Below are 19,133 nucleotides of genomic sequence, written 5' to 3'. Positions count from 1 at the left end.
CGTTCCGAAAACGGTCGAGCCGGGTTCTCTTAGGCTTTGATAGACTTGATCGAGGTGTTTGTTCTCGCCGGAGACGACGAGATAGAAAGGAAGAAAAAACAGAATCGAGCCCAACCCGAGTATGAAAAGAATCTTATAAAACGGAGTTGAAAAGGAAGATGAATTCATGGAAGGAAAAGAATCAAGTTCTGTCAGATAGTTTTCAACGGCTTCGGATTATTACAACCAGATAAAATAGGAAGAGATCGAGAAATTCAGGATGGCGATCGTTTCAGATTCCGAAAACTTAGACGTATGACACTGACTCGATCCCAGTTTTTAGAATACTTAGGGAAGGGCATCGGAGCGCTTGCTCTCGCAAAATCCGGCGGCCTTTTCGGTTCCGGCAAACGCACTCATCATAAACCTTCCATTCCAACGGTGAAAAATTCGTTTCCGAAGTTTCAACCGATCTCCGCGAGCGAGCGGGATTCTTTGATTCTTCCCGAAGGATATCGATACGGAACGATCGCACTCTTCGGAGATCGTATCAATCCGCAAGGGGATACGTTCGGTTTTAATTCCGACTTCAATTGTTATCTTCCTTTCAACGGTAAGAAGGACAACGGACTTCTCTGGAACAACCACGAGACTCTCGGAGTTTTGGAATATTACGTAAACGGCTACGATAGTCAGAAACAAGGTCCGAATCTGAGAACCGATAAACAGATAGAACAATATCTTTACGCGTTAGGCGGCTCCGTTCTGAGATTATCCAAGGAGAATGGAGAATGGAAGATGTCTCCCGATTCGAAATACGGAAGAAGAATCAACGGCCTCACCGAGTTTCGTATGACGGGTCCGGCGGCGGGAAGCCAGGCGATCGGAAATACGAATCGTGTTTTCGGAACCTTCGCCAACTGCGCCGGGGGGACTACGTTTTGGAATACGATTCTTTCCTGCGAGGAGAACGTGGAATGGGTGATCGAACCCTGTAAACTTCCGAACGAAACCCACTACGGCTGGGTGATCGAAGTCGATCCGTTTGATCCGAAGTCGACTCCCGTGAAACACACCGCGCTCGGCAGATTCTCGCATGAGAACGCGGCACTGGTGTTATCGCCGGACGGCAAGCTGGTGGTCTACATGGGCGACGACGCAAAGGATCAATTCGTATATAAGTTCATTTCGAAGAATTCTTATGATCCGTCTTTGGGTGCGGGAAATTCCAGTCTTTTAGAGGAAGGGATCCTATACGCGGCCAATTTCGAGAAAGGAACCTGGATTCCATTGGACCTGGAGACGAACGAATTATTAAGAAATTCTAAATTAGAAAACGGTAAAGCGAGATTCTCCTCTCAAGCTGACGTCCTAGTGTATTGCAGGGACGCGGCCAGGATCTGCGGAGCGACTCCGATGGATCGACCCGAGGACATAGAAATTCATCCGATCGACGGAACCGTTTTTATCGCGATGACAAATAACGATTCTCACGGAAATCTTTTCGGTCAGATCGTAAGGATTCAGGAAAAATCAGGAAACCACGCCGGTTTAGAATTCGATTTCGAAGTTTTTGCCGCAGGCGGGCGGGCTTCCGGATTTGCAGCGCCGGACAATCTCGCTTTTGACAAACAGGGAAACCTCTGGATGGTGACCGACGTCTCGCAAAAAAGTCTCAATCTTTCGGTATATAAGAAGTTCGGCAACAACGGAATGTTCGTGATTCCGACCGCAGGGCCGGACTCGGGGAAGGCGTTTCAATTCGCTTCGGCTCCGATCGGCGCAGAACTCACCGGGCTTTGGTTCACCCCCGATGAGAAGGAATTGTTCGTTTCGGTGCAGCATCCCGGTGAAACCACGAAGGACTATCAGAATCCTACGAGCCACTGGCCGCACGGAGGAGGTTCCGTTCCGAGGTCGGGAGTAGTTGCAATTTATCTAAAGTAGAAGAAGTTTATTTTTGGGCGACGTCGATGGCTTCCGCTTCGGATTCCAAATGGGTGAACGGTTTCCACAAACCCAGAAGATTGAAGATCTGAATGACCTTGTCCGAAGCCTCGGTGAGGAGAAGTTTTTTACTTTCGTTTGCGAGTTTGTTTCTGAGCTCGAAGATCGCCCGGATTCCCGAACTGGAAATGTATTTTAATTCCGCGAGATTGAGAATCACAACATCCGGGTGGGGAGGATCGATGATATCCTTTTTAAAATCGGTAAAACTACTTTCATCCAGTCTTCCATCGAGCGTATAAACGAAAATTCCCGGAGATGTCTCTTTTATTTTGATGCTCAATTGACTCATAACTTACGAACCACTACATGTAATTTTTTTTCTGAGAGTTTAAATTCAGCTTTTGCGCCGGGGGGAAAATCGTAAATCGTTTCCGCAAGAGAATCGATCGAAATTCCGCCCTTCATTTCGGAAATCAAACTAAAACTATCCGAGACCGTAAAATGGTCCAGAGTATATTGTGTGTGTTCCTTTTTCCGAAGTTCTCTACAATAGACTTTGAAAAACGGAGATTGTTTGTCAAAACTTGTATCCTTGTTTTCACAGGACATAACCCAACCGGTGGAGCCGGCGCCCGTGTAGACCAGAAGTCCCGAACATTTCTGTTCTTCCATTTCTTTCCCGTGGCAGATAAAAAATCGGCTCGTAAGATCGGGGCTGTTATTCCGAATCGAAATCTCGCTGATTCCTTGTAAAGTACTGACCTTTCTTCCGTCCGGATAATGAATTTTCACTTCGATCAAGGGCCATTCTTCGATCATCGCGTTTGCCCAGCCGGTTTCCAACGCTTTCTTGATATCCTCCACGTGAAAGGAAAGAAGGGCGCCCACCGAAGTGGGAGGGTCGGAATTACATCCGAGGACAAGCGTATCTACCGCGTGGTGGGCCACATAGGTAAAATGGTTGTCTCCGCCGAGCGCGATTACGAGGTCATAGGAAGAAGGCGGGAATTCTTCCATGGATTTGCGAAAGATAAAGGTGCTATCGGGGAAGAGTTTTTTGAGAGTCTCCCGATTTTCGACCTGTCTGAGATGCGATTCGTGGATTCTGGCAAAGGAGTCGTTTTGGATTTTATAGATTTTTTCAAGACTTTCGAGAGAACCCCATTCTTCCATATCCAATTCGAACTTGGTTCGTTTCCCCAAAATGAGAACTCGTTTGACGGATTGTAATCTCTCCAAAGCCATTGAATGATCCAAATACAAGATCCGTTGGAAAACAGAAACCCATTTTTGCGCGTTTCCGGTCTTTTGTTTTCCCGGAAGACCCGCCGGGTTTTTGGGGGAGAAGAATTTTGAACGAAGCCGTTCCTGAAAATTAAGGAACCTTCAGTGCGGAGCGTTTCATTTTTGCGAGCCGTCCGATTCTTGCCAAAAAAAGGATCGAAGGATAAGACGCTCCGACGCAAAGGTTAGACGAGAATCGTTTCGGAAGGAACGTCCTGATCGTAGTCTTCGTCTCTGGCTTCTTTTTCCGCGACGAGGGCTTTGAGGTTCGTCATGATAAAACGAAACTTGGAACGATTTCCAACGAGTCTGTAGAGTTCCACGAGATGTTTCATATTTCGGATATTCTCCGGTTCTCTGGAACGAAGTCGTTCCGAATATTCGATCGCCTTGGAATATTCTTTGATCTTACGCAACGTAAAGGAAGTGTAATATAAGAATTCGTTGTCGAACGGAAACCTGCCCACGTAACTTTCGGAATACGCCGCAGCCGCGGAGAAATCCTTTTGATTGATGCAGATTCTCGCGAGTTGTTTGTAAAGACCCGGATCTGCGTCGCTGATGGAAAGCGCTTTTTCAAAAAGTTCTCTCGTGACTTTCAGGTTTTTCTTTCGGATTTCCTGGATTCCCTCTTTTACGAGACGGTTGTATTCGTCGCCCGCCGAAGGAATTCTCTGAAGAGGAAGTTCCACTTCGGTTTTATATGCAATTTTCATAATGGACAAATCGTCCGTGACTTCTCCTGCGTGTTGAAGAAGTTTTTCCAAATCGGCGAGGTCGCCGTTCGCGAGTTCCACGAGACGTAAGAATAGGGTTTCGTCCTCGTTCATAAACGTTTCTTCGGAACCCGGTCTTTTCAGGAGAAGGTCGTCTCTTCCGTCCGATCCGATAAAAACGAAATCGTTCGGTTCGAGTTTAAACACACGGATGATCGGCTCCGAAGCGTTTTCCGTAAAACCGATCTTTCTAAGAAGAAGTTCGTGATCGAGAAAGTTGGCCTTCCCGTCTCTGTAAAGAACCATCCAAGGATGTTCAGCGTTGATCGAATACAAGGCTCCGGTTTCCTGATCGAATAACGCGATCACTGCGGAAACGAGCATGCTTCCGTCGAACGTTACGAAGACGTTTTGGAGTTCCGTATAACAGTCCTTCAACCATTTCTCCGGAGTTTTTTTCTGATTGGAACGGGAGAGTTGTGTTCTCGTGATGATCGCCTTAAAAACGGTTCCCATGACCAACGCTCCGCCCGCGCCTTGAATGGATTTTCCCATCGCGTCCGCGTTTAGAATTACGAGATAATTTTTTCCCATCAGCGTAATCTCTTGGATGGAACAGAGGTCGCCTCCGATTTCCGAATTTTTAGTCCGGAATTGAAATTCTTTCTTCTGCTTGAGAATGGATTCTATCTTTGTGTTTTCGTCCAAATAACGAAGGGACGTCAGAGGCTGGATGAGAAGCGAAGTGAGATAATAATCCCCGTCCTGTTTTTCCTTTAACGCCTGGACTTCGTTCAGAGTGTCTTGAAGTTCCTGCGTTTTTTCTTCGACCTTTCTTTCCAGAAAAAGTTGGTGGTCCAGGAGTTCCTTTTTCATGTTTACGAAAACTTCTCCCATCTGACCGAGTTCGTCCGTACGATCCAAGTCGATGATCGTGGTTTCGTCTTCGGAAGGATTTTTCATCGCGAAGTTCAAGGCTTTAACCGCGTTGATGATATCCCTCGAAAAAAGATATGATACGAGAAGAATTCCTATAAAAATAGAAAGCGCCAAAAGGCCGCAATAGATCCAGAGGTTCTGCGTCGTGGTGTGGAGTTCGGTTTCGTCGATCATAAGAACGAATTCTAACGCTAAATTGGTGAGACCTTTGTTTTCGTAAGGAATTCTCGTGAGGTAATAATACTTTCCGTCGAAGGCGAAACGGGATCCGTTTTTGAGAGAAGAGAGCGGATGATTTTTCAGGTAGTTTTGGATCCGATCACCCGAGACGGATATCTGTTTGTCCTTTTCATAGATCGCCATGTGGACGTCCGTGGAACCTGTGATATTCTCGGTGAATTTTTGATCCACGACTTGACCGACCAAAACCAAGGAGCCGTTTCGCAGAGGCGACGTTACACGAAGGCCCAAGCCGCTGTGACCGAGTTCGAGAGTCGACGCGATTTTACCGTTAAGCGCTTCTTGCACGATCTTCTGTTTGGATTTGTCGTCTCCGAAATCGGCTGGTCTGTGAAAACGATAGACAACCTTTCCCGAAGAGGAGATAACTTCAAAGATCGTAAGATCGTATTGTTTCATGATTCCGAGAAAGTATTCTCTTTGGGAATCCAAGAGGGCGCGGTTGTTCGAACCGGATTCTAAAATGGAAATCGTTTTCGAATTTCGTTCCAGCTCTTTGAGCATAAAACGGATCGTCTCTTCCTTATGTCTGAGTTCTTTTTGAAAATCTACTGATTTGTCGAGGGCGCGCTTGTCCTGCGGTTCGTTTTTGACTCGGTCGATCATCTGAATGAAAGTAAACGCGAGAATTAGGACAAGAAACAACTGACTTGCACTGAGGATTAAAAATATTTTTTGGCGGAAACTCATAAAAAACTCGCTCGGTTTCGAGATGGTGCTCAATTCATCTGATTTCAAATGTTGAGAATTTTTTTCATTAGGACCGAGCCCGTTTGGAAAAAATTCTAAAGTTCAAAACAGGCTCAATTTGTTTTTTCAGCTTCGAAAGTGAATTATCACTTGAACCCATAGCAGTGGAAGGTAGTTTAGAAATCCCCCGGTTTTCAGATCGGGAATGTGAAAATCTCGTTACAGAAATAAAGAGCTTTATGTCCCCAGAAGAGAAACGAATTCAAGAATTAGAAGATGAAAACAAAAAACTCAAACGCCAGATCGAAAACACGGCTCAATCCCCTTATTTAAAAAAGGGAATGGCAAGCGTAAGATATTACGCGAGAATTTTTCGAGAAGAAATCGTCGAGAACGAGATCCGAGGACGGATCGACGAAAGTTTGGGGACCTTGTATGAGATCAAAAATTTCGTTCATCGTTATTCATCGTTAGCCGGTCTCGATCCGGATACGATCAGGATCATTGCAACCGAAGCCACGCAAAACATCGTAGAGCACGGGCAGGGAAAATACGCCGAAATCGAATTAGAATTGCATAATGAAGTCGTAAATCCGTTTTTTAAGATGTCCTTTAAACACGAGATGAAGCCCGGAATGAAATACACACTTTCTCAGATCAACGAGAACGTGAAAAAAGGGGATTTCTCCTCCGAACTTTTCGATATCGAAAGTTCCAGAGGAAGAGGCGAATTTTTGATGAAAGAACTCGCCGATGAAAGAAGGGTTTTAAACGGCGTTGAAATCACTCCGGAAGGAAATAAGGTTCACTATTTCAAAAGGGTTCTGATCAATTATCGGGATCCGAAGGGGCCGAGGGACGTAACGAGTTTCGACGAGATCAAAGAGGAGATCGATCGTCTGGATCCGGAAGAGGCCCTTTGTTATTTTCATATCGATCACAGAAAGAGCAAATTGTCTTCGGTCACGATCGTAGTTACCGCTCCCAGAGAAACAAAACTCAGAACCATTATGGAAGAAGCGGGTTTTTATCTGGTTCACAAGGATAAGTATTACAGAGCCGTGTTTTGTTCTTTCGAACCGACTCGGGAATTTACGCCCGGAGAACTGGAAAACTTGTTTGAGAAAGTCCGGAAACAAGTGGAGATAGAAAAGGAATGACTTCCGATTCCGCTCCGGGGGCAGGTTTTCCGTTTCATCCTTTTCAGGATTTCCTGCTCGGAGAAGTTATTTTTAAAACATTAAAAGAATTGAATGTTCCTTCGGAAGCCGCTGAGGACGCTGTGCGCTCCCATCTTCCTTCCGGACGGAAGGATTTCCTATTTACTCCGAATGCAAAAAAACAAACATTGATGAATCTTTATCCGGAAAAGATTCGCGACTTTTTAAAAGCCGGAAAAAAAGAGGAAATCAAAAAAGAATTTCGAACGATGATATCCTCCGAAGGAAAGCTGGATCTCGCTCTGGAACTTTTGGAATGGCTCTTTACCGGCTTTGAAGAAAAGGAATTGTTAAACGAATTGTTTTCTCTCGTCCTAAACGATAAAATTACTCTTCCTGAAAATTTTATAGAAACACTCAAAAAGAATTACGAAGAAGAAGTTTTAAAAGATTTGGAAAATTTAGATTAGAGCTTTTTTGGAGTGGGAGTTCCTACTTTTTAGAATATTCGAAAGGACGCAATCTTTCGAAATTCTATCTCGGACGGACCTTAAGCCCGTTTCGGATTTTTTTCTGCGGATTTGTTTGTCGGAAGAAATGGACCGAAAATAAAAGAATCGGGAAGAATTCTTAAATCTCCGATTTGGTTTCAAGGCTTGTCGCTAAAAGTGTGGGAACTCACACGCCTTTTGAATCGCAAGGCAGAATCAAGGTCTCACAAAAAATTAGACGTAATTCGTGGGAACTCACACAGAAGATTCTAGTTTAATACGACGGCTTTCGGTCGGACGAAGTACTTTTCGGGACGACTTCTTCTAAATAATAACTTGAATGATAAAGTGAAAAGCCCGCCGAAGGCGGGCTTGTAATAGGAGCGATTCTTAGGCGGCTACGCTGGGAGATGGATCTACGACCACATCGGATCCACGAAGGATCTTTTTCCCTTTTTCCGTCCAGACAGCTCTTTGGATTTTGATGATTTTCATAAGATGAAGAACCTTCATCACTTGATAAGTCAGATCCAATTCAAACCAACGAAACGCAAAGTTAGGAGAATTCGGATGCGCGTGGTGATTGTTCTGATACAATTCACCGGCGATTAAAAAATCCACGAAGAGAGTGTTCATAGAATGATCCGGATTTTCCTTGTGGTTTCTATAACCGTACATGTGCCCGCACCAGTTTACGATCGCGCCGTGAATCGGTCCCATCAACCAGTGGATCGGAAGTAAGAGATACCATCCATATTGGCCGGCGGGAACAAAGTAAAGATAGAATAACGTGTAGAGAGTTCCGCAGATTAAACGAAACGTCCAAGAATCGCTGAGTCTGTCGATCGCGCGCCACTGAGGATAATTTCCCCGAAAGTCTTTTTCTACGTTCGCTTTTTCATCGAGGATCGCTTCGTAGTTGAGCGCGGTCTTCCACATCATATCCAAAAAACCTTTGGAAGCGATCGGAGAATGCGGATCTTTCGCAGTGTCGCTGTAAGCGTGGTGCTGTCTGTGCATGATCGCATAAGCGCGGGGATTTAGAAAAGAAGAACCCTGAGCGACGCAGGTGAAAATATAAAAGAACTTTTCCCAGAACTTGTTCATCTTGAACATCGCATGAGCCGCGTATCTGTGAAGGAAGAAGGACTGAGCAAAGGCCGATAAGAACCAGTGCGCCAGAAAGAATGTAATAATAATTGCCATTGAATATTAGCTCCTATTGTGATAGATAGGAGCCGAAGAGGAGGAGCTTGTTGCAGAAAAGTTTGGAAATTTTTCAAAAAAAAGAATCGGGAGGCGGTTCTAAAAAATCGAATTTTGACAAAAAAGAAGATTTTTGAAAACAAAGATGTCGTTTTAACAGGAAATAAAAAAGGCCGAGGACGGCCTTTTGGAAGAAGAATAGAAAGAAATTATTTTCCTTTGTGAGTCGCCTTCACTGGAACACGAATTCCTTCGACTTTGATTTTATACCCGCCGGATACGGTGACAATTCCTTTGTAGAGATCGGAAACGTCGGTGACCTTGGCGATAAACCACTGACAAGTGCGAGCTTCTTCTTTGCTTTCCGGAGCACGATAACCGTCTTCCGTTCCGAGATCGGCCATGATTACGATCGCTCCGATTTTGAGATCGTTTTGTTTTGCGATTTCGGTAGCATAGAAGAACTTCGTCCAGACCTTATTCCCATCGTGAACTTGTAAAAATTCAGCCTCATTTTTTGTCTTCGCTGAAGGAGGGGTGAGTTGTTTTGCGAGATGAACGTGAATCCAAGATTGAGTTTTGAATTCTTCCTTGGTGATAAAAAAGTCGTCAGGTTGAATGTAATGCGCATCTTCTTCAGCAAAGAGAAGAGAAGGAAAGATGCTAAGTGATAACGCGAGAACGAGGATCGCGGTCATGGAACGGAACTTATTTTTCATTTTTGACTCCTTGTCAAAGTTATATTCTCATCTGAATTCGGAATATGTGGTTGAGAGTTTGGCTGATTCGAACCAATTTCAAGAATCAAGATGCAAACGCCTCCCGTTTAAGGAAACAAATTTTTTCCAAATCTGGAGGCTTCGTTTTTTATAAGAACGGAGTCTTTCTCCCGAAACGAATCGGATATAAGGACGTCTAAACGGGAAGACTTGCCGACGTTAGAATATAGCTGCGGTTGCCCGACGTTATCATGTCTGAAAGCTCGGAAGGGTTTTAGAACCTGCGACGATGTTCACAGGTAGGCGACTTGTGGGAATTCCGACAAGGACAACTTTTTGCTTGAAAGAATTATGTTTTTCTGATAGAGAAAAGTCGCTCCGTTTTTTCCGCCGCCCACCCCTCCACCCAAGATTAGGGTGGGGCGCGCCAGGTTTTACGGAAGAATTGTCGGAGTTCCGACAGATTTATCTTGAGATTCATGTAAATTTGCTTGGGAAAGAATACGTGAAAGAAAGATGGGACATTCGGTTTCATTCTGATTGTCCCAATAGAAAAGAATTGTATCATTAAACGAACGGAGAATCGAATGAAAGGAAAGAAGATAGGAATTTTAGGATCGGGAATCGTTGGTCAAACTTTAGCAAACGGATTCCTCAAGTATGGCGCGGAAGTAAAAATCGGGACGAGAGATCCCGAAAAACTGAAAGACTGGTTGTCCAAAGCGGGGAAGGGAGCGTCCGTCGGATCTTTCTCTGATGCTTCAAACTTCGGCGAGATTCTTGTTCTTGCCTCCAAAGGAAATGCCGCTAAGGAAGTTCTCAAACTGGCGGGAGCGGATTCCCTAACCGGTAAAACGATTCTGGATACCACAAATCCGATCGGCGATCAAGCGCCCGTAAACGGAGTTTTGAATTTTTTCACATCGTATAACGAATCTCTTATGGAACAGATTCAAAAAGAATTTCCTAAAGCGAATTTTGTGAAGTGTTTCAGCTCGGTCGGAAGCTCTTTGATGGTGAATCCTCAACTGAACGGGGGAAAGCCAAGTATGTTTATCTGCGGCAACGACGAGAATTCTAAAAAGCAGACGAAAGAAATTTTGGATACTTTCGGTTGGGATACCGAGGACATGGGTAAAGTGGAAGCGGCCCGTGCGATCGAACCGCTTTGTATTCTTTGGTGTATTCCCGGATTCTTATCCCAATCTTGGACACACGCTTTCAAACTCTTAAAATAAGATTCATTGCGGCTTAGGCTTGCTCGAAGCGGCTCTTGATTTTGTTCCTCCGGCTGCTTCGAGAAGCGGAATGATCGCGGTTCTTCCATAAGCCGTCGCCAGAGAAAGCGCCGTATAACCGTCCACTTGGTAGTTCGGATCCGCTTTCTTTTCCAGAAGAATTTTGACGAGTTCCGGTAGATCAAAGTAAACGGAAAGATGGAGAATTCTCCATCCCTTAGTTTCCGTATTCGGATCTGCGCCTTCGTTTAACAAACGGAGTGCGGTGTTGGATTCTTTCTTATAGATCGCTTTGATAAGCGCGTTGTTCTTTGCGTTTTGTTCTTCCGGCGTAAGGGAGTCGGGATTGTTCGAAGGTTTGGATTCTTCGGATGTCGTTGTAACGGAAAATTTTGCGTTTGGGTTTCCGGCGAACGCGTAATCGAAAATCACTTTCGCTTCTTGAAGACCCTTGTGATAATAAAGTTTTCCTTTGGAGAATTCAGGATGATCGAGCTTGGTTACTTCGGCGAGTTTGGTTTGTGTGTCGTAAATCCCTCCGTAGTTTTTTCCCGTGAAAAGATCGGCAACGATGCTCTGCGCGGTCCATGGCGCCCATGTCGCATAATATCCCTGAAAGCCGGCTTTTAGAAACGGGGCAGAATACATGGAGATCCTGTGTTTTGTTTCCTCCGCATCGATCACTCCCATATCATAAGCCATGTTTCCTGCGGTGAAACAAGCTCCTAGAAAAATCACTACGGCTCCCGGCGCCGGTTTTAAAGAATTCTCCACTTCGTCGTTGGATACGAATTTTCCTTTTAAGGCAAATCCTCCCACATACTTCTGATGATACGGTGAATTGGTAAGATTGCTTCCGACTCCGTGGCCCGCGTAGAGGACAATATTAGCTCCTTTGACCGCTTCTTTGATTTGTTCCCACGGTGTTCGGGGACTATAAAATTCCGCGACTTGCACTCCGCGGGCTTTGAGCACCTTCGTCACTTCCTGCATATTCTTTATGTATCCCAATGTACTCGGTCCATTGTCTCCGTCGACGTCTCCTACTAATGCAACCGCTTTGTATCCGTTTCCGGATATCGTCGCATCCGATAAGTTTGCCCGTTTGGATATTTTTAGAAGCGATTCTCCGATTGCATGGTTTGGATGTTCTCCTTCCGAAAGTATTGGGAAGGAGAGGAAGATTAGTAAGAGGATTTTAAATGGATTCATAGGGGAAGTAATGTAGGAAATAAATTTCCAGTGTCAAGGAGAAGTGGGTCTTGAAAACGGATTCTTTTGCGATTTTTTTGCGAAAGGGCGATGTCCCGCAAATACGGGGAACCGTTCTAGTTATGGATATTCTATCTTTTAGCTCCGAGAGAAAGATTCAGTCTGCGTTGATCGAAGGCCCTTTGGGCTCGGATTCGCTTTTGATTCCTCTCTCCTTTTGGAATGAGTTGAGCGCCGATGAGAGGAAAATTCTTCGGAGAAAACTTCCTTATCTTCTGAGGAGATATTCGAAGTATGTGAGTTGTCTGAAGAGGTTGCACTGGAGGGCGGGGAAGATCAAATACAATCGAGGCGTCGGGAAAATGAAGAAGATGAGTATTCGGGTGAATACAGGGACTTGGGCGATTTTGGGAGCCCTTGCGGCCGCGCACGGGGTTTCGAGGTGTTATCTTTTCAATTATCTGCTTTGGTTGGATGAAGTTGGAGTTGGAGATTCTATCGTGGATACTATGAACCAAGGAGTTCCTAGTTTTCATGGGTCTTACAGAATGATATGGACCTTAGATTTACGACGAAATCTCATTTCCCGCGAATTAGAATTCGAGCCCAACCCAATGACCGACACCTTTCCCTATCAACTACAACCCAACAGCGCCTAATCAAACCATTCTCACCCGAAAAAAACACCCTACCATCCAAGCCCAACGAGACCCATCCCCGCCCAAGTCACGCGTCCCCTCATTCCACGGACCTTTCCTCGCCTTTCCAAAGAATCTTATTCAAAATCGGTTTCACTTTAGGAAAAGAATCCGACCAAGAAGAATCCCCAACCGAAAGATTTCTGGAAGAGACCGAATCATCCGAAGACAGCTCGATCTCCAAAGAACGGGAAGCGCTGCCGGAGGGTTTGGTAAAATTCGAGAGGACGTCTCCACCTTTGATAAACGAATGAGAAGGAGAATTCAAGACCGCGAAAACGATATGTTTAGCAAAAGTCAGGCCGGCTCTAGTTCTCGGAGAAGAGAGAGGTTCCATCGGAATCCAACCGAAGGAAGGATGCCAGACTTCGGCGAACTTGTGATTGAGTTCCACCTTAGGGGAAACCGGGAGCCAGTTCCAAGCGAGTCTCGCGGGAATCCCGGCGCTTCTCAAGAGGGCGATCTGAGCGTAGCTGTGTTCGGTGCAAGAGCCGTGACCGTTCAGAAGAACGGTGGGCGCCGCGTCGAAACGACCGTCTTGTTTGTAGACTAAGTTCTTCGTGATATGTTTATAGACCGCTTGGATATAACCTTCGACGCCGGAAGAATCCGCTTTGAGTTGATCTCGAACGGAAGTGATACCTGGATCGTTGATCAGATAGACCGATTTATCTTCTAAGAATTGAAACCATTTACGATCGACCTTCCAATCTTCCCACGAAGTATTAAAATTAGAAAGCCCCGAATCCAGATTGAATCTATCGATCTTCGCAGAATAGACGACTTCGGTCCAAGACTGACCGACGGACAAAGCCGGAATTTGTACAAACAAAGTCCGATTTCCTTGAGCGTCTTCTTGAAAGTTACCTAATTTTGTTACCGTTTCCTCGGACAGAACTTGGGAAGCCGTTTCTCTGGGAGGAATAGCGACTGCGATTTCGGATTCCGGCGAATTCTTATCCTTTGCGGTCACGGAAAGCACAAAGGAGATCTTTTCCTTCTTCGGAGCAAAACGGTAACTCAGGTTTCCTTTGAGAATTTGGTTCCCTTGAACGACGGGATAAAAGCGATCTCCGATTTTAATTAGAATTTGATAATATTCTTTTTCCGGATCCACGAGCGCTAAATCGTCGCCTCGACAAGCCAATTTCGGCGCGAGTTTTCCGTCGATCTTAACCGAAAAGCGGTTTCGGACCGAGTTTAAAATCGGATTGTAAGAATGGAGATTAAAGTCGCCGTCGCTGTTCCAGAGAAAAATTTCCTTATCGGAGCAAGCATACGCCTGAGCGATCTTAGGAATAGGAACTTCTTTGTTCTCGATTTCGTTTCCGTTTTCTTTATCATAAAAAGTGAATGTATTTCCTTGTATTCCGAAAAGTTTACCTTGAAAGAAGCCGATGGAAGTCCAACCGGAGTTTGTCGCCGGAAACGGAAACTTTCTTTTCGTATTGAAAGAATCGAAATCGATTACTGCGATCTCTTTTTTCAATCTTACAAAGACTTGATTCGACTCTTTGTCCCAAGCCAAACCGCGAACCGGTTCACCGAAATCGATCCGCTTCGAATCTCCGTTCTTAAAATTCCGCAGGATTACGCCGTGACTTTCCTTTCCGTTTTCACCCGAAAGAATCGCGGGCCAGAAGATCCAGTTTCCCGCGATCAAGGCGCCTTGAAAACTCCGGACTTTTTCGTCGTTTGCGGGAGGGGTAATTTGGGAAAACTCCGTTTTTGTCACCGGCACCCAGTCTAACGCCGAATAGGCGGACTGAGAAAAGCTCGGGCGCGAAAGAAGCGTGAACAAGAGGATAAGAATGGGAAGAAAAGCTCGGATCGACATGAGAGGATCCGACTCGGACAAATCTTCGATTCCAACTTCTCAAAATCCTAAAATGAAGAATCTTGAAAAAAATCGAATCTCTAAAACGATCGAACGCCAAGCAGAACTCCAACAAGAGATTGAAACGAAACCGTAAAGAAGATTCGTAAGAGCTCCTACGAGACCCTTTTGTTTTCACGATCCATAACGATTCTCCTTAACGGACTTCGATTCTTAATTGACCTAATAAATTCCGATCCATGGAATCCGAAATTTTTTCAGAGGCCTTTGATTTAAAGAAAGAACGAAGAATGGAACTCAGTCTTTCAAGTGTCTTTTGATTTCATCCAGTGCGAGAGACTCTAGGGTTTCGAAATTTGTGGAACCGGAGTAGGGGAGGTTTTCGATCAATCTTAAACCGAAGTTGCCGTATTCGTTCTTGATCCATTTTTTGAGTTGTAAAAGAGTTTCTTTGGAACGATCTCCGAAAGGAATCGTTTTGCGGATAAAATCCAAAAGTTCGGAGATCCCGACCTTCGTTTTGGTGGAAGTTTTAAAAACGGGAGGAAGATTTTTTCCGGGCATGATATCTTTTAAGAATTCCAACGTCGTGATCAGCATATGGTAACTCGAGTTCGCGAGTTGTTCCTCGTCGCATTTGTTCAGAATGAAAGAATCCGGGACTTCCATAATTCCGCTTTTCATAAACTGAACCTGATCTCCGCCTAACGGCTGTAAAACGAGAAAGGAAAGGTCCGTGAGTTTGGAAACTTCGATTTCGTTTTGTCCGATTCCGACGGTTTCTATAAATACGTAGCGGAAGAAACAGCGTAAAAGACGGATGACGTGATACGTATAAGGATTGACTCCGCCGAGTTCAAGTTGACTCGGCTGGGAACGGAAGTAGATTCTTTTTTCTCTGGCGGGAAGCGAAAGACGGGTTCTATCGCCGAGCAACGAACCTCCCGAGATATGACTCGAAGGATCGATCGCGACAATTGCCATCGTCTCGTCGTTTTCCCCTTTTAAGAATTGGGTCGCGAGTTCTCCGAGAAGAGAGGACTTTCCCGCGCCCGGAGTTCCCGTAAAACCCACTGTCAAAGAATTCTTTCCGGTCAGACCTCTCGCGGAAAGTTCCTCGAAAAGAATTTTTCTAAACTCGAAAGAGTCGGGTCTTTCCACTCCGGAGATCAATTTCGCGAGAGGAAATTTTTCTCCCTCCCGCGCTCCTTCGATGAGTTCCGCGAGTTCCGGCAACGAGATGTTCACAGACATTTCCGAAAAAGACGCGTTATGCGGCTTTGACTTTTTTGGAGATGATGTCGATGATTTTCTCCATCACGTCCATCAGATCGTAGTCTTTCGGAGTAAAGATCGCTTTGACGCCGAGTTTTAAAAGCGCGTCAAAGTCGCCCGGAGGAATGATCCCGCCGAACACGACGGGAATGTCCGCTTTATAGTGTTTTAATTCCTGAAAGATCTGTTCCGCGAGTTCCTGATGAGAACCGGAAAGGATCGAAACTCCGATCACGTCCGCGTTTTCTTCCACTGCGGTTTGTACGATTTCTTCCGGCGTTAAACGAATTCCGGAGTAGATCACGTCGAAGCCGGCGTGTTTTGCGGAAACCGCGATCATTTCGGCTCCGTTGGAATGTCCGTCTAACCCCGGTTTGCCGACCACAATCTTCGGTCGGGTTCCATTCGTCTTTAAGAAGGCTTCGACTTTACCGCGAACGCGGACCACCTTTTCGGTTTCGAGATTGAGTTTTTGTCCTTCGACACCGGTGGAAGGCCGGTATTCTCCGAAGACGGATCTCAAGACGTCGGCCCATTCTCCCGTGGAAACTCCGGCTTTCGCACATTCGATCGAAGCAGTCATCAGATTCTTATTCGCTTTTGCGTCCGCTTCGAGATTGGCGAGGGCGGTCTTTACTTGGTTTGCGTCCCGTTTTTCTTTCGTCTTCGCCAATACCTTCAGAGTTTCTTCCGCGGACTTAGGATCCACTTTGAAAACTCCTCCGTCCTGGTCGGTCATCAGAGGAGACTCAATTCCTTCGGTCCATTTGTTCTTGCCGACGATGACGAGTTCGTTGTTGTTGATCTTTGCGAGACGTTCCGCCTGCGATTTTACGAGCTGCGATTTCATATAACCGTTTTCGATCGCTTTGATAGCTCCGCCCATATCCAGAATTTTTTGAATTTCCTTGTAGGCTTCCTCTTTGAGTTCTTTGACTTTGCTTTCCACCACTTTAGAACCTTCGAATAGATCCGGATATTCGAGAAGATCCGTTTCATACGCGAGAACTTGTTGGAGTCTTAAGGACCATTGTTGATCCCATGGTCTAGGGAGTGAAAGGGCTTCGTTCCAAGCGGGAAGCTGAAGCGCTCTGCAACGCGCGTCTCGGCTCATGGTGACGCCTAACGCTTCGATAAGAATTCTCCAGGCGTTGTTTTCCGGCTGTTCTTCGGTGAGACCGAGAGAGTTCACTTGAACTCCGTAGCGGAAACGGCGATATTTTTCCTGTTTCACCTGATAACGATCTCTTGTGATTTCGTCCCACATGTCGGTGAAGGCGCGCATTTTGCACATTTCTTCCACGAAACGGATTCCTGCGTTTACGAAAAACGAAATTCTTCCCACACACTGTTCGAACTCGTCCGCGGTAAAACAATTTCTTTCCTTGATCGCGTCGAGGATCGCGATCGCGGTCGCAAGAGCGAAGGCGAGTTCCTGAACCGGAGTCGCTCCGGCTTCCTGCAAGTGATAGGAACAGATGTTCGACGGGTTCCATTTCGGAATATTCTTCAAGCAGTATTCGTACATGTCCACGATCACTCGGATGGATTGCGCCGGCGGAAAGATGTAAGTTCCTCTTGCGAGGTATTCTTTGATGATGTCGTTTTGAGTGGTTCCGTTTAAAAGGGAGATGTCTACGCCTCTTTCCTGCGCGAGCGCGACGTAAAGAGACAGAAGATACATCGAAGTTCCGTTGATCGTCATCGATGTGTTCATTTCTTCGATCGGAATTTGGTCGAAGAGAATTCTAAAATCCTCTAAGGTATTGATCGGAACTCCGACTTTTCCGATTTCCGGTCTAGCGATCGCGTGATCGGAACTGTAACCGCACTGAGTCGCGAGGTCGAAGGCGATGGAGAGTCCGGTTTGACCTTTAGAGAGGTTTTTTCGAAAGAGTTCGTTCGATTCTCTTGCGTTTGTATGTCCCGCGTAGGTTCTGAAGATCCAGGCTGGTTCTTTGGTTGGTTTTCCGGTTTTGTCGTAAAGGATATGATCTTTATTTTCCATGAATTCTGTCCCGATTCGAGGTTCTCATTGTTACTTCAAAATGTGTTGGTAGAATTTCACCTCAATTTTTATCCTTGCTCTGATTTCCGCAAAAACCCAACGGACCCGCAATGGATTTAGAAAGAAGCAACAAAGCCAACCCAATCTACCTTTTTCTTTCGGCGATCGGCCTTTCAGTCGTGCTTTCCGTCCTTTATAACTGGTTTGGAGAACCTCTGAATCCGGAGGCGCTGAACGTTCTCGCCAACCTTCGTTCTCTTACGGAAGAAGGAAAATTCTTCTCCGATCAGGCTCCGCTTTCCTTTTTCATTCTGGATTTTTGGAAGTCGATCACGGGACTCAACTATACAACTGCATTCTATTCACTTTCTGCGTTTGTATTTTCGTTTTGTATTCACGTGATCGGGCTGATTCTTCAGAGAGAAAAATGGAAGCCGAATCATTATTTGATCTGTTATCTTTCCGCGCTGACACCTCTCACTTTTTCGATGCCTTTGTATTTTTATTCCGAGTTGTTCAGCCTTTCCTTTTTGTTGATTCTCTTTCTCGCGTTTAGAATGGAAACGTTGGGCGACATATTCTTGCTCGCGGTTTGTATTCTCGGAAGTTTCTTTTCCCACTTCTCGGTGTTTCTTTACGGGATGACGGTCTTTGTGATCAAGGCGGGAACCGTGGGAATCAAGGAGAGAAAAAAACATCAGTCCGTTTTCTTTAAGAGAAGAAATATTCCGCAGCTGGTGCTGCTCGTTTATATGGGAGCTCTTCTCGCTCTTTTGACGATTCTCGTCAACATCGACTTTTACGGAGAACGTTCTTTCGAAAGTTTTTATAGACTTGGTTGGAATTATCTGATCAATATCGGTCCTTTGTTTCTCATCCTCTACATAGGAAGTTTTCTTTTGAGATCCGAAAAGGAACTGAGCACGATTGCGGCGAGCGCCGTTTTGTTCGTCGCACTTCTTGTCTCCGCGTATTTTTCGGTGAAGCCCACGACCGGAATCAACTCGGTTAAACTCGGAGCGTTTACGAAAGATCTTTTGAACTTAAAGAGCCGGGAAGTGATACAAACGGACGAGAGAATTTTCGCAAGTCCCGCGGTTTCGTCTTACGTGTATTTTCATTCGAAACAAAGACTCGTTTCTCTGAAGCCTAAGGAATGGAAGAATCGGGATTATCTCTTTTTGGAGGAAGTCTGGCTCGCGGACAAAAGGGATCTGATAAAACGATATAAGTTCAAAAATCCGCAGTACGTCTTTTTATCCGGAGAACAGATTCTGGTTACGGGGTTTCTTACAAAAGTGATCGTCGGAGAAAAGGAAAACACGCAGATCAAGATTCAGGTGGAAAAAGCGAATTCCCAGTTGCTTTCCAAGAATGGAGAAGCGGGGTTCAATCGTTTTTTAACCGGAATCTTCACGTCGTCCGCGCTGAGCCCGGAACAAAACTCTTGAAGTCGATCTGGAACCAAAAGAAAAATTCAAAAGATAAGAA

General features: G+C 45.4%; 15 protein-coding genes. 6 read left to right on the top strand and 9 right to left on the bottom strand.

Features of this window, described 5'->3' with window-relative positions; genetic code table 11:
• The first annotated feature begins 294 nt into the window (after positions 1–294).
• Positions 295–1,926, top strand: a complete 1,632-nt coding sequence (locus CH376_RS16965; RefSeq protein ID WP_100786054.1) for a PhoX family protein — start codon at positions 295–297, stop codon at positions 1,924–1,926.
• Between the two features lie 7 nt (positions 1,927–1,933).
• On the opposite strand, the gene CH376_RS16960 is transcribed toward CH376_RS16965, so the two are convergent.
• The 3 genes from CH376_RS16960 to CH376_RS16950 form a co-directional block, all read right to left on the bottom strand.
• Positions 1,934–2,278: an STAS domain-containing protein gene (locus CH376_RS16960; RefSeq protein WP_100786053.1), complete on the bottom strand. Its 345-nt coding sequence runs from the start codon at positions 2,276–2,278 to the stop codon at positions 1,934–1,936.
• The gene (locus CH376_RS16955; protein ID WP_100786183.1) at positions 2,275–3,174 is read right to left on the bottom strand and encodes an NAD(+)/NADH kinase; all 900 of its coding nucleotides are present in this window, start codon (positions 3,172–3,174) and stop codon (positions 2,275–2,277) included. The genes CH376_RS16960 and CH376_RS16955 overlap by 4 nt, the downstream gene beginning before the upstream one ends.
• Before the next feature lie 224 nt (positions 3,175–3,398).
• Positions 3,399–5,798, bottom strand: coding sequence for a SpoIIE family protein phosphatase (locus tag CH376_RS16950; protein ID WP_100786052.1), 2,400 nt, complete (start codon positions 5,796–5,798; stop codon positions 3,399–3,401).
• Positions 5,799–6,037: 239 nt separating this feature from the next.
• Between CH376_RS16950 and CH376_RS16945 the strand changes: the two genes are divergently transcribed.
• Positions 6,038–6,958 (top strand): ATP-binding protein, encoded by a 921-nt coding sequence (locus tag CH376_RS16945; RefSeq protein WP_100786051.1) that lies wholly within the window; start codon positions 6,038–6,040, stop codon positions 6,956–6,958.
• The gene (locus CH376_RS16940) at positions 6,955–7,428 is read left to right on the top strand and encodes a hypothetical protein (protein ID WP_100786050.1); all 474 of its coding nucleotides are present in this window, start codon (positions 6,955–6,957) and stop codon (positions 7,426–7,428) included. Before CH376_RS16945 ends, CH376_RS16940 begins: the two co-directional genes overlap by 4 nt.
• A gap of 411 nt (positions 7,429–7,839) precedes the next feature.
• Here the strand turns inward: CH376_RS16940 and CH376_RS16930 are convergent, their stop codons facing one another.
• Together CH376_RS16930 and CH376_RS16920 are read right to left on the bottom strand one after the other, a co-directional pair.
• Positions 7,840–8,655 carry an acyl-CoA desaturase gene (locus CH376_RS16930; RefSeq protein WP_100786048.1) on the bottom strand — a complete coding sequence of 272 codons (816 nt, stop codon included), beginning with the start codon at positions 8,653–8,655 and terminating at the stop codon, positions 7,840–7,842.
• A gap of 209 nt (positions 8,656–8,864) precedes the next feature.
• The gene (locus CH376_RS16920; protein ID WP_100786046.1) at positions 8,865–9,374 is read right to left on the bottom strand and encodes a hypothetical protein; all 510 of its coding nucleotides are present in this window, start codon (positions 9,372–9,374) and stop codon (positions 8,865–8,867) included.
• Between the two features lie 587 nt (positions 9,375–9,961).
• On the opposite strand from CH376_RS16920, the gene CH376_RS16915 reads away from it, so the two are divergent.
• Positions 9,962–10,612: an NADPH-dependent F420 reductase gene (locus tag CH376_RS16915; RefSeq protein ID WP_100786045.1), complete on the top strand. Its 651-nt coding sequence runs from the start codon at positions 9,962–9,964 to the stop codon at positions 10,610–10,612.
• Positions 10,613–10,615: 3 nt separating this feature from the next.
• On the opposite strand, the gene CH376_RS16910 is transcribed toward CH376_RS16915, so the two are convergent.
• Positions 10,616–11,824, bottom strand: coding sequence for an ankyrin repeat domain-containing protein (locus tag CH376_RS16910; RefSeq protein WP_100786044.1), 1,209 nt, complete (start codon positions 11,822–11,824; stop codon positions 10,616–10,618).
• Between the two features lie 122 nt (positions 11,825–11,946).
• On the opposite strand from CH376_RS16910, the gene CH376_RS16905 reads away from it, so the two are divergent.
• A complete protein-coding gene (locus tag CH376_RS16905) occupies positions 11,947–12,483 on the top strand; it encodes a DUF1564 domain-containing protein (RefSeq protein ID WP_100786182.1) in 537 nt (178 codons plus the stop codon).
• A 79-nt stretch (positions 12,484–12,562) separates the two neighbouring features.
• On the opposite strand, the gene CH376_RS16900 is transcribed toward CH376_RS16905, so the two are convergent.
• The 3 genes from CH376_RS16900 to CH376_RS16890 form a co-directional block, all read right to left on the bottom strand.
• Positions 12,563–14,380 carry a transglutaminase-like domain-containing protein gene (locus tag CH376_RS16900; RefSeq protein ID WP_243394744.1) on the bottom strand — a complete coding sequence of 606 codons (1,818 nt, stop codon included), beginning with the start codon at positions 14,378–14,380 and terminating at the stop codon, positions 12,563–12,565.
• Between the two features lie 276 nt (positions 14,381–14,656).
• Positions 14,657–15,607 (bottom strand): P-loop NTPase family protein, encoded by a 951-nt coding sequence (locus CH376_RS16895; protein ID WP_243394743.1) that lies wholly within the window; start codon positions 15,605–15,607, stop codon positions 14,657–14,659.
• A 22-nt stretch (positions 15,608–15,629) separates the two neighbouring features.
• On the bottom strand, positions 15,630–17,642 hold the full coding sequence (locus CH376_RS16890; protein WP_100786041.1) for a protein meaA: 2,013 nt from the start codon (positions 17,640–17,642) through the stop codon (positions 15,630–15,632).
• A 110-nt stretch (positions 17,643–17,752) separates the two neighbouring features.
• On the opposite strand from CH376_RS16890, the gene CH376_RS16885 reads away from it, so the two are divergent.
• Positions 17,753–19,093, top strand: coding sequence for a hypothetical protein (locus tag CH376_RS16885; protein ID WP_100786040.1), 1,341 nt, complete (start codon positions 17,753–17,755; stop codon positions 19,091–19,093).
• Positions 19,094–19,133 lie beyond the last annotated feature (40 nt).

Source organism: Leptospira adleri (assembly GCF_002811985.1).
GTDB classification, from domain to species: domain Bacteria; phylum Spirochaetota; class Leptospiria; order Leptospirales; family Leptospiraceae; genus Leptospira; species Leptospira adleri.
Note: the sequence above shows the minus strand (reverse complement) of the source record. Positions and strands in the feature narration are given on the sequence as shown.

What these genes read in the sequence shown, in the direction of transcription:
- CH376_RS16965 (WP_100786054.1), top strand. Translation starts at nt 295, where the DNA reads ATGACACTGACTCGATCCCAGTTTTTAGAATACTTAGGGAAGGGCATC.
- CH376_RS16960 (WP_100786053.1), bottom strand. Translation starts at nt 2,278, where the DNA reads ATGAGTCAATTGAGCATCAAAATAAAAGAGACATCTCCGGGAATTTTC.
- CH376_RS16955 (WP_100786183.1), bottom strand. Translation starts at nt 3,174, where the DNA reads ATGGCTTTGGAGAGATTACAATCCGTCAAACGAGTTCTCATTTTGGGG.
- CH376_RS16950 (WP_100786052.1), bottom strand. Translation starts at nt 5,798, where the DNA reads ATGAGTTTCCGCCAAAAAATATTTTTAATCCTCAGTGCAAGTCAGTTG.
- CH376_RS16945 (WP_100786051.1), top strand. Translation starts at nt 6,038, where the DNA reads ATGTCCCCAGAAGAGAAACGAATTCAAGAATTAGAAGATGAAAACAAA.
- CH376_RS16940 (WP_100786050.1), top strand. Translation starts at nt 6,955, where the DNA reads ATGACTTCCGATTCCGCTCCGGGGGCAGGTTTTCCGTTTCATCCTTTT.
- CH376_RS16930 (WP_100786048.1), bottom strand. Translation starts at nt 8,655, where the DNA reads ATGGCAATTATTATTACATTCTTTCTGGCGCACTGGTTCTTATCGGCC.
- CH376_RS16920 (WP_100786046.1), bottom strand. Translation starts at nt 9,374, where the DNA reads ATGAAAAATAAGTTCCGTTCCATGACCGCGATCCTCGTTCTCGCGTTA.
- CH376_RS16915 (WP_100786045.1), top strand. Translation starts at nt 9,962, where the DNA reads ATGAAAGGAAAGAAGATAGGAATTTTAGGATCGGGAATCGTTGGTCAA.
- CH376_RS16910 (WP_100786044.1), bottom strand. Translation starts at nt 11,824, where the DNA reads ATGAATCCATTTAAAATCCTCTTACTAATCTTCCTCTCCTTCCCAATA.
- CH376_RS16905 (WP_100786182.1), top strand. Translation starts at nt 11,947, where the DNA reads ATGGATATTCTATCTTTTAGCTCCGAGAGAAAGATTCAGTCTGCGTTG.
- CH376_RS16890 (WP_100786041.1), bottom strand. Translation starts at nt 17,642, where the DNA reads ATGGAAAATAAAGATCATATCCTTTACGACAAAACCGGAAAACCAACC.
- CH376_RS16885 (WP_100786040.1), top strand. Translation starts at nt 17,753, where the DNA reads ATGGATTTAGAAAGAAGCAACAAAGCCAACCCAATCTACCTTTTTCTT.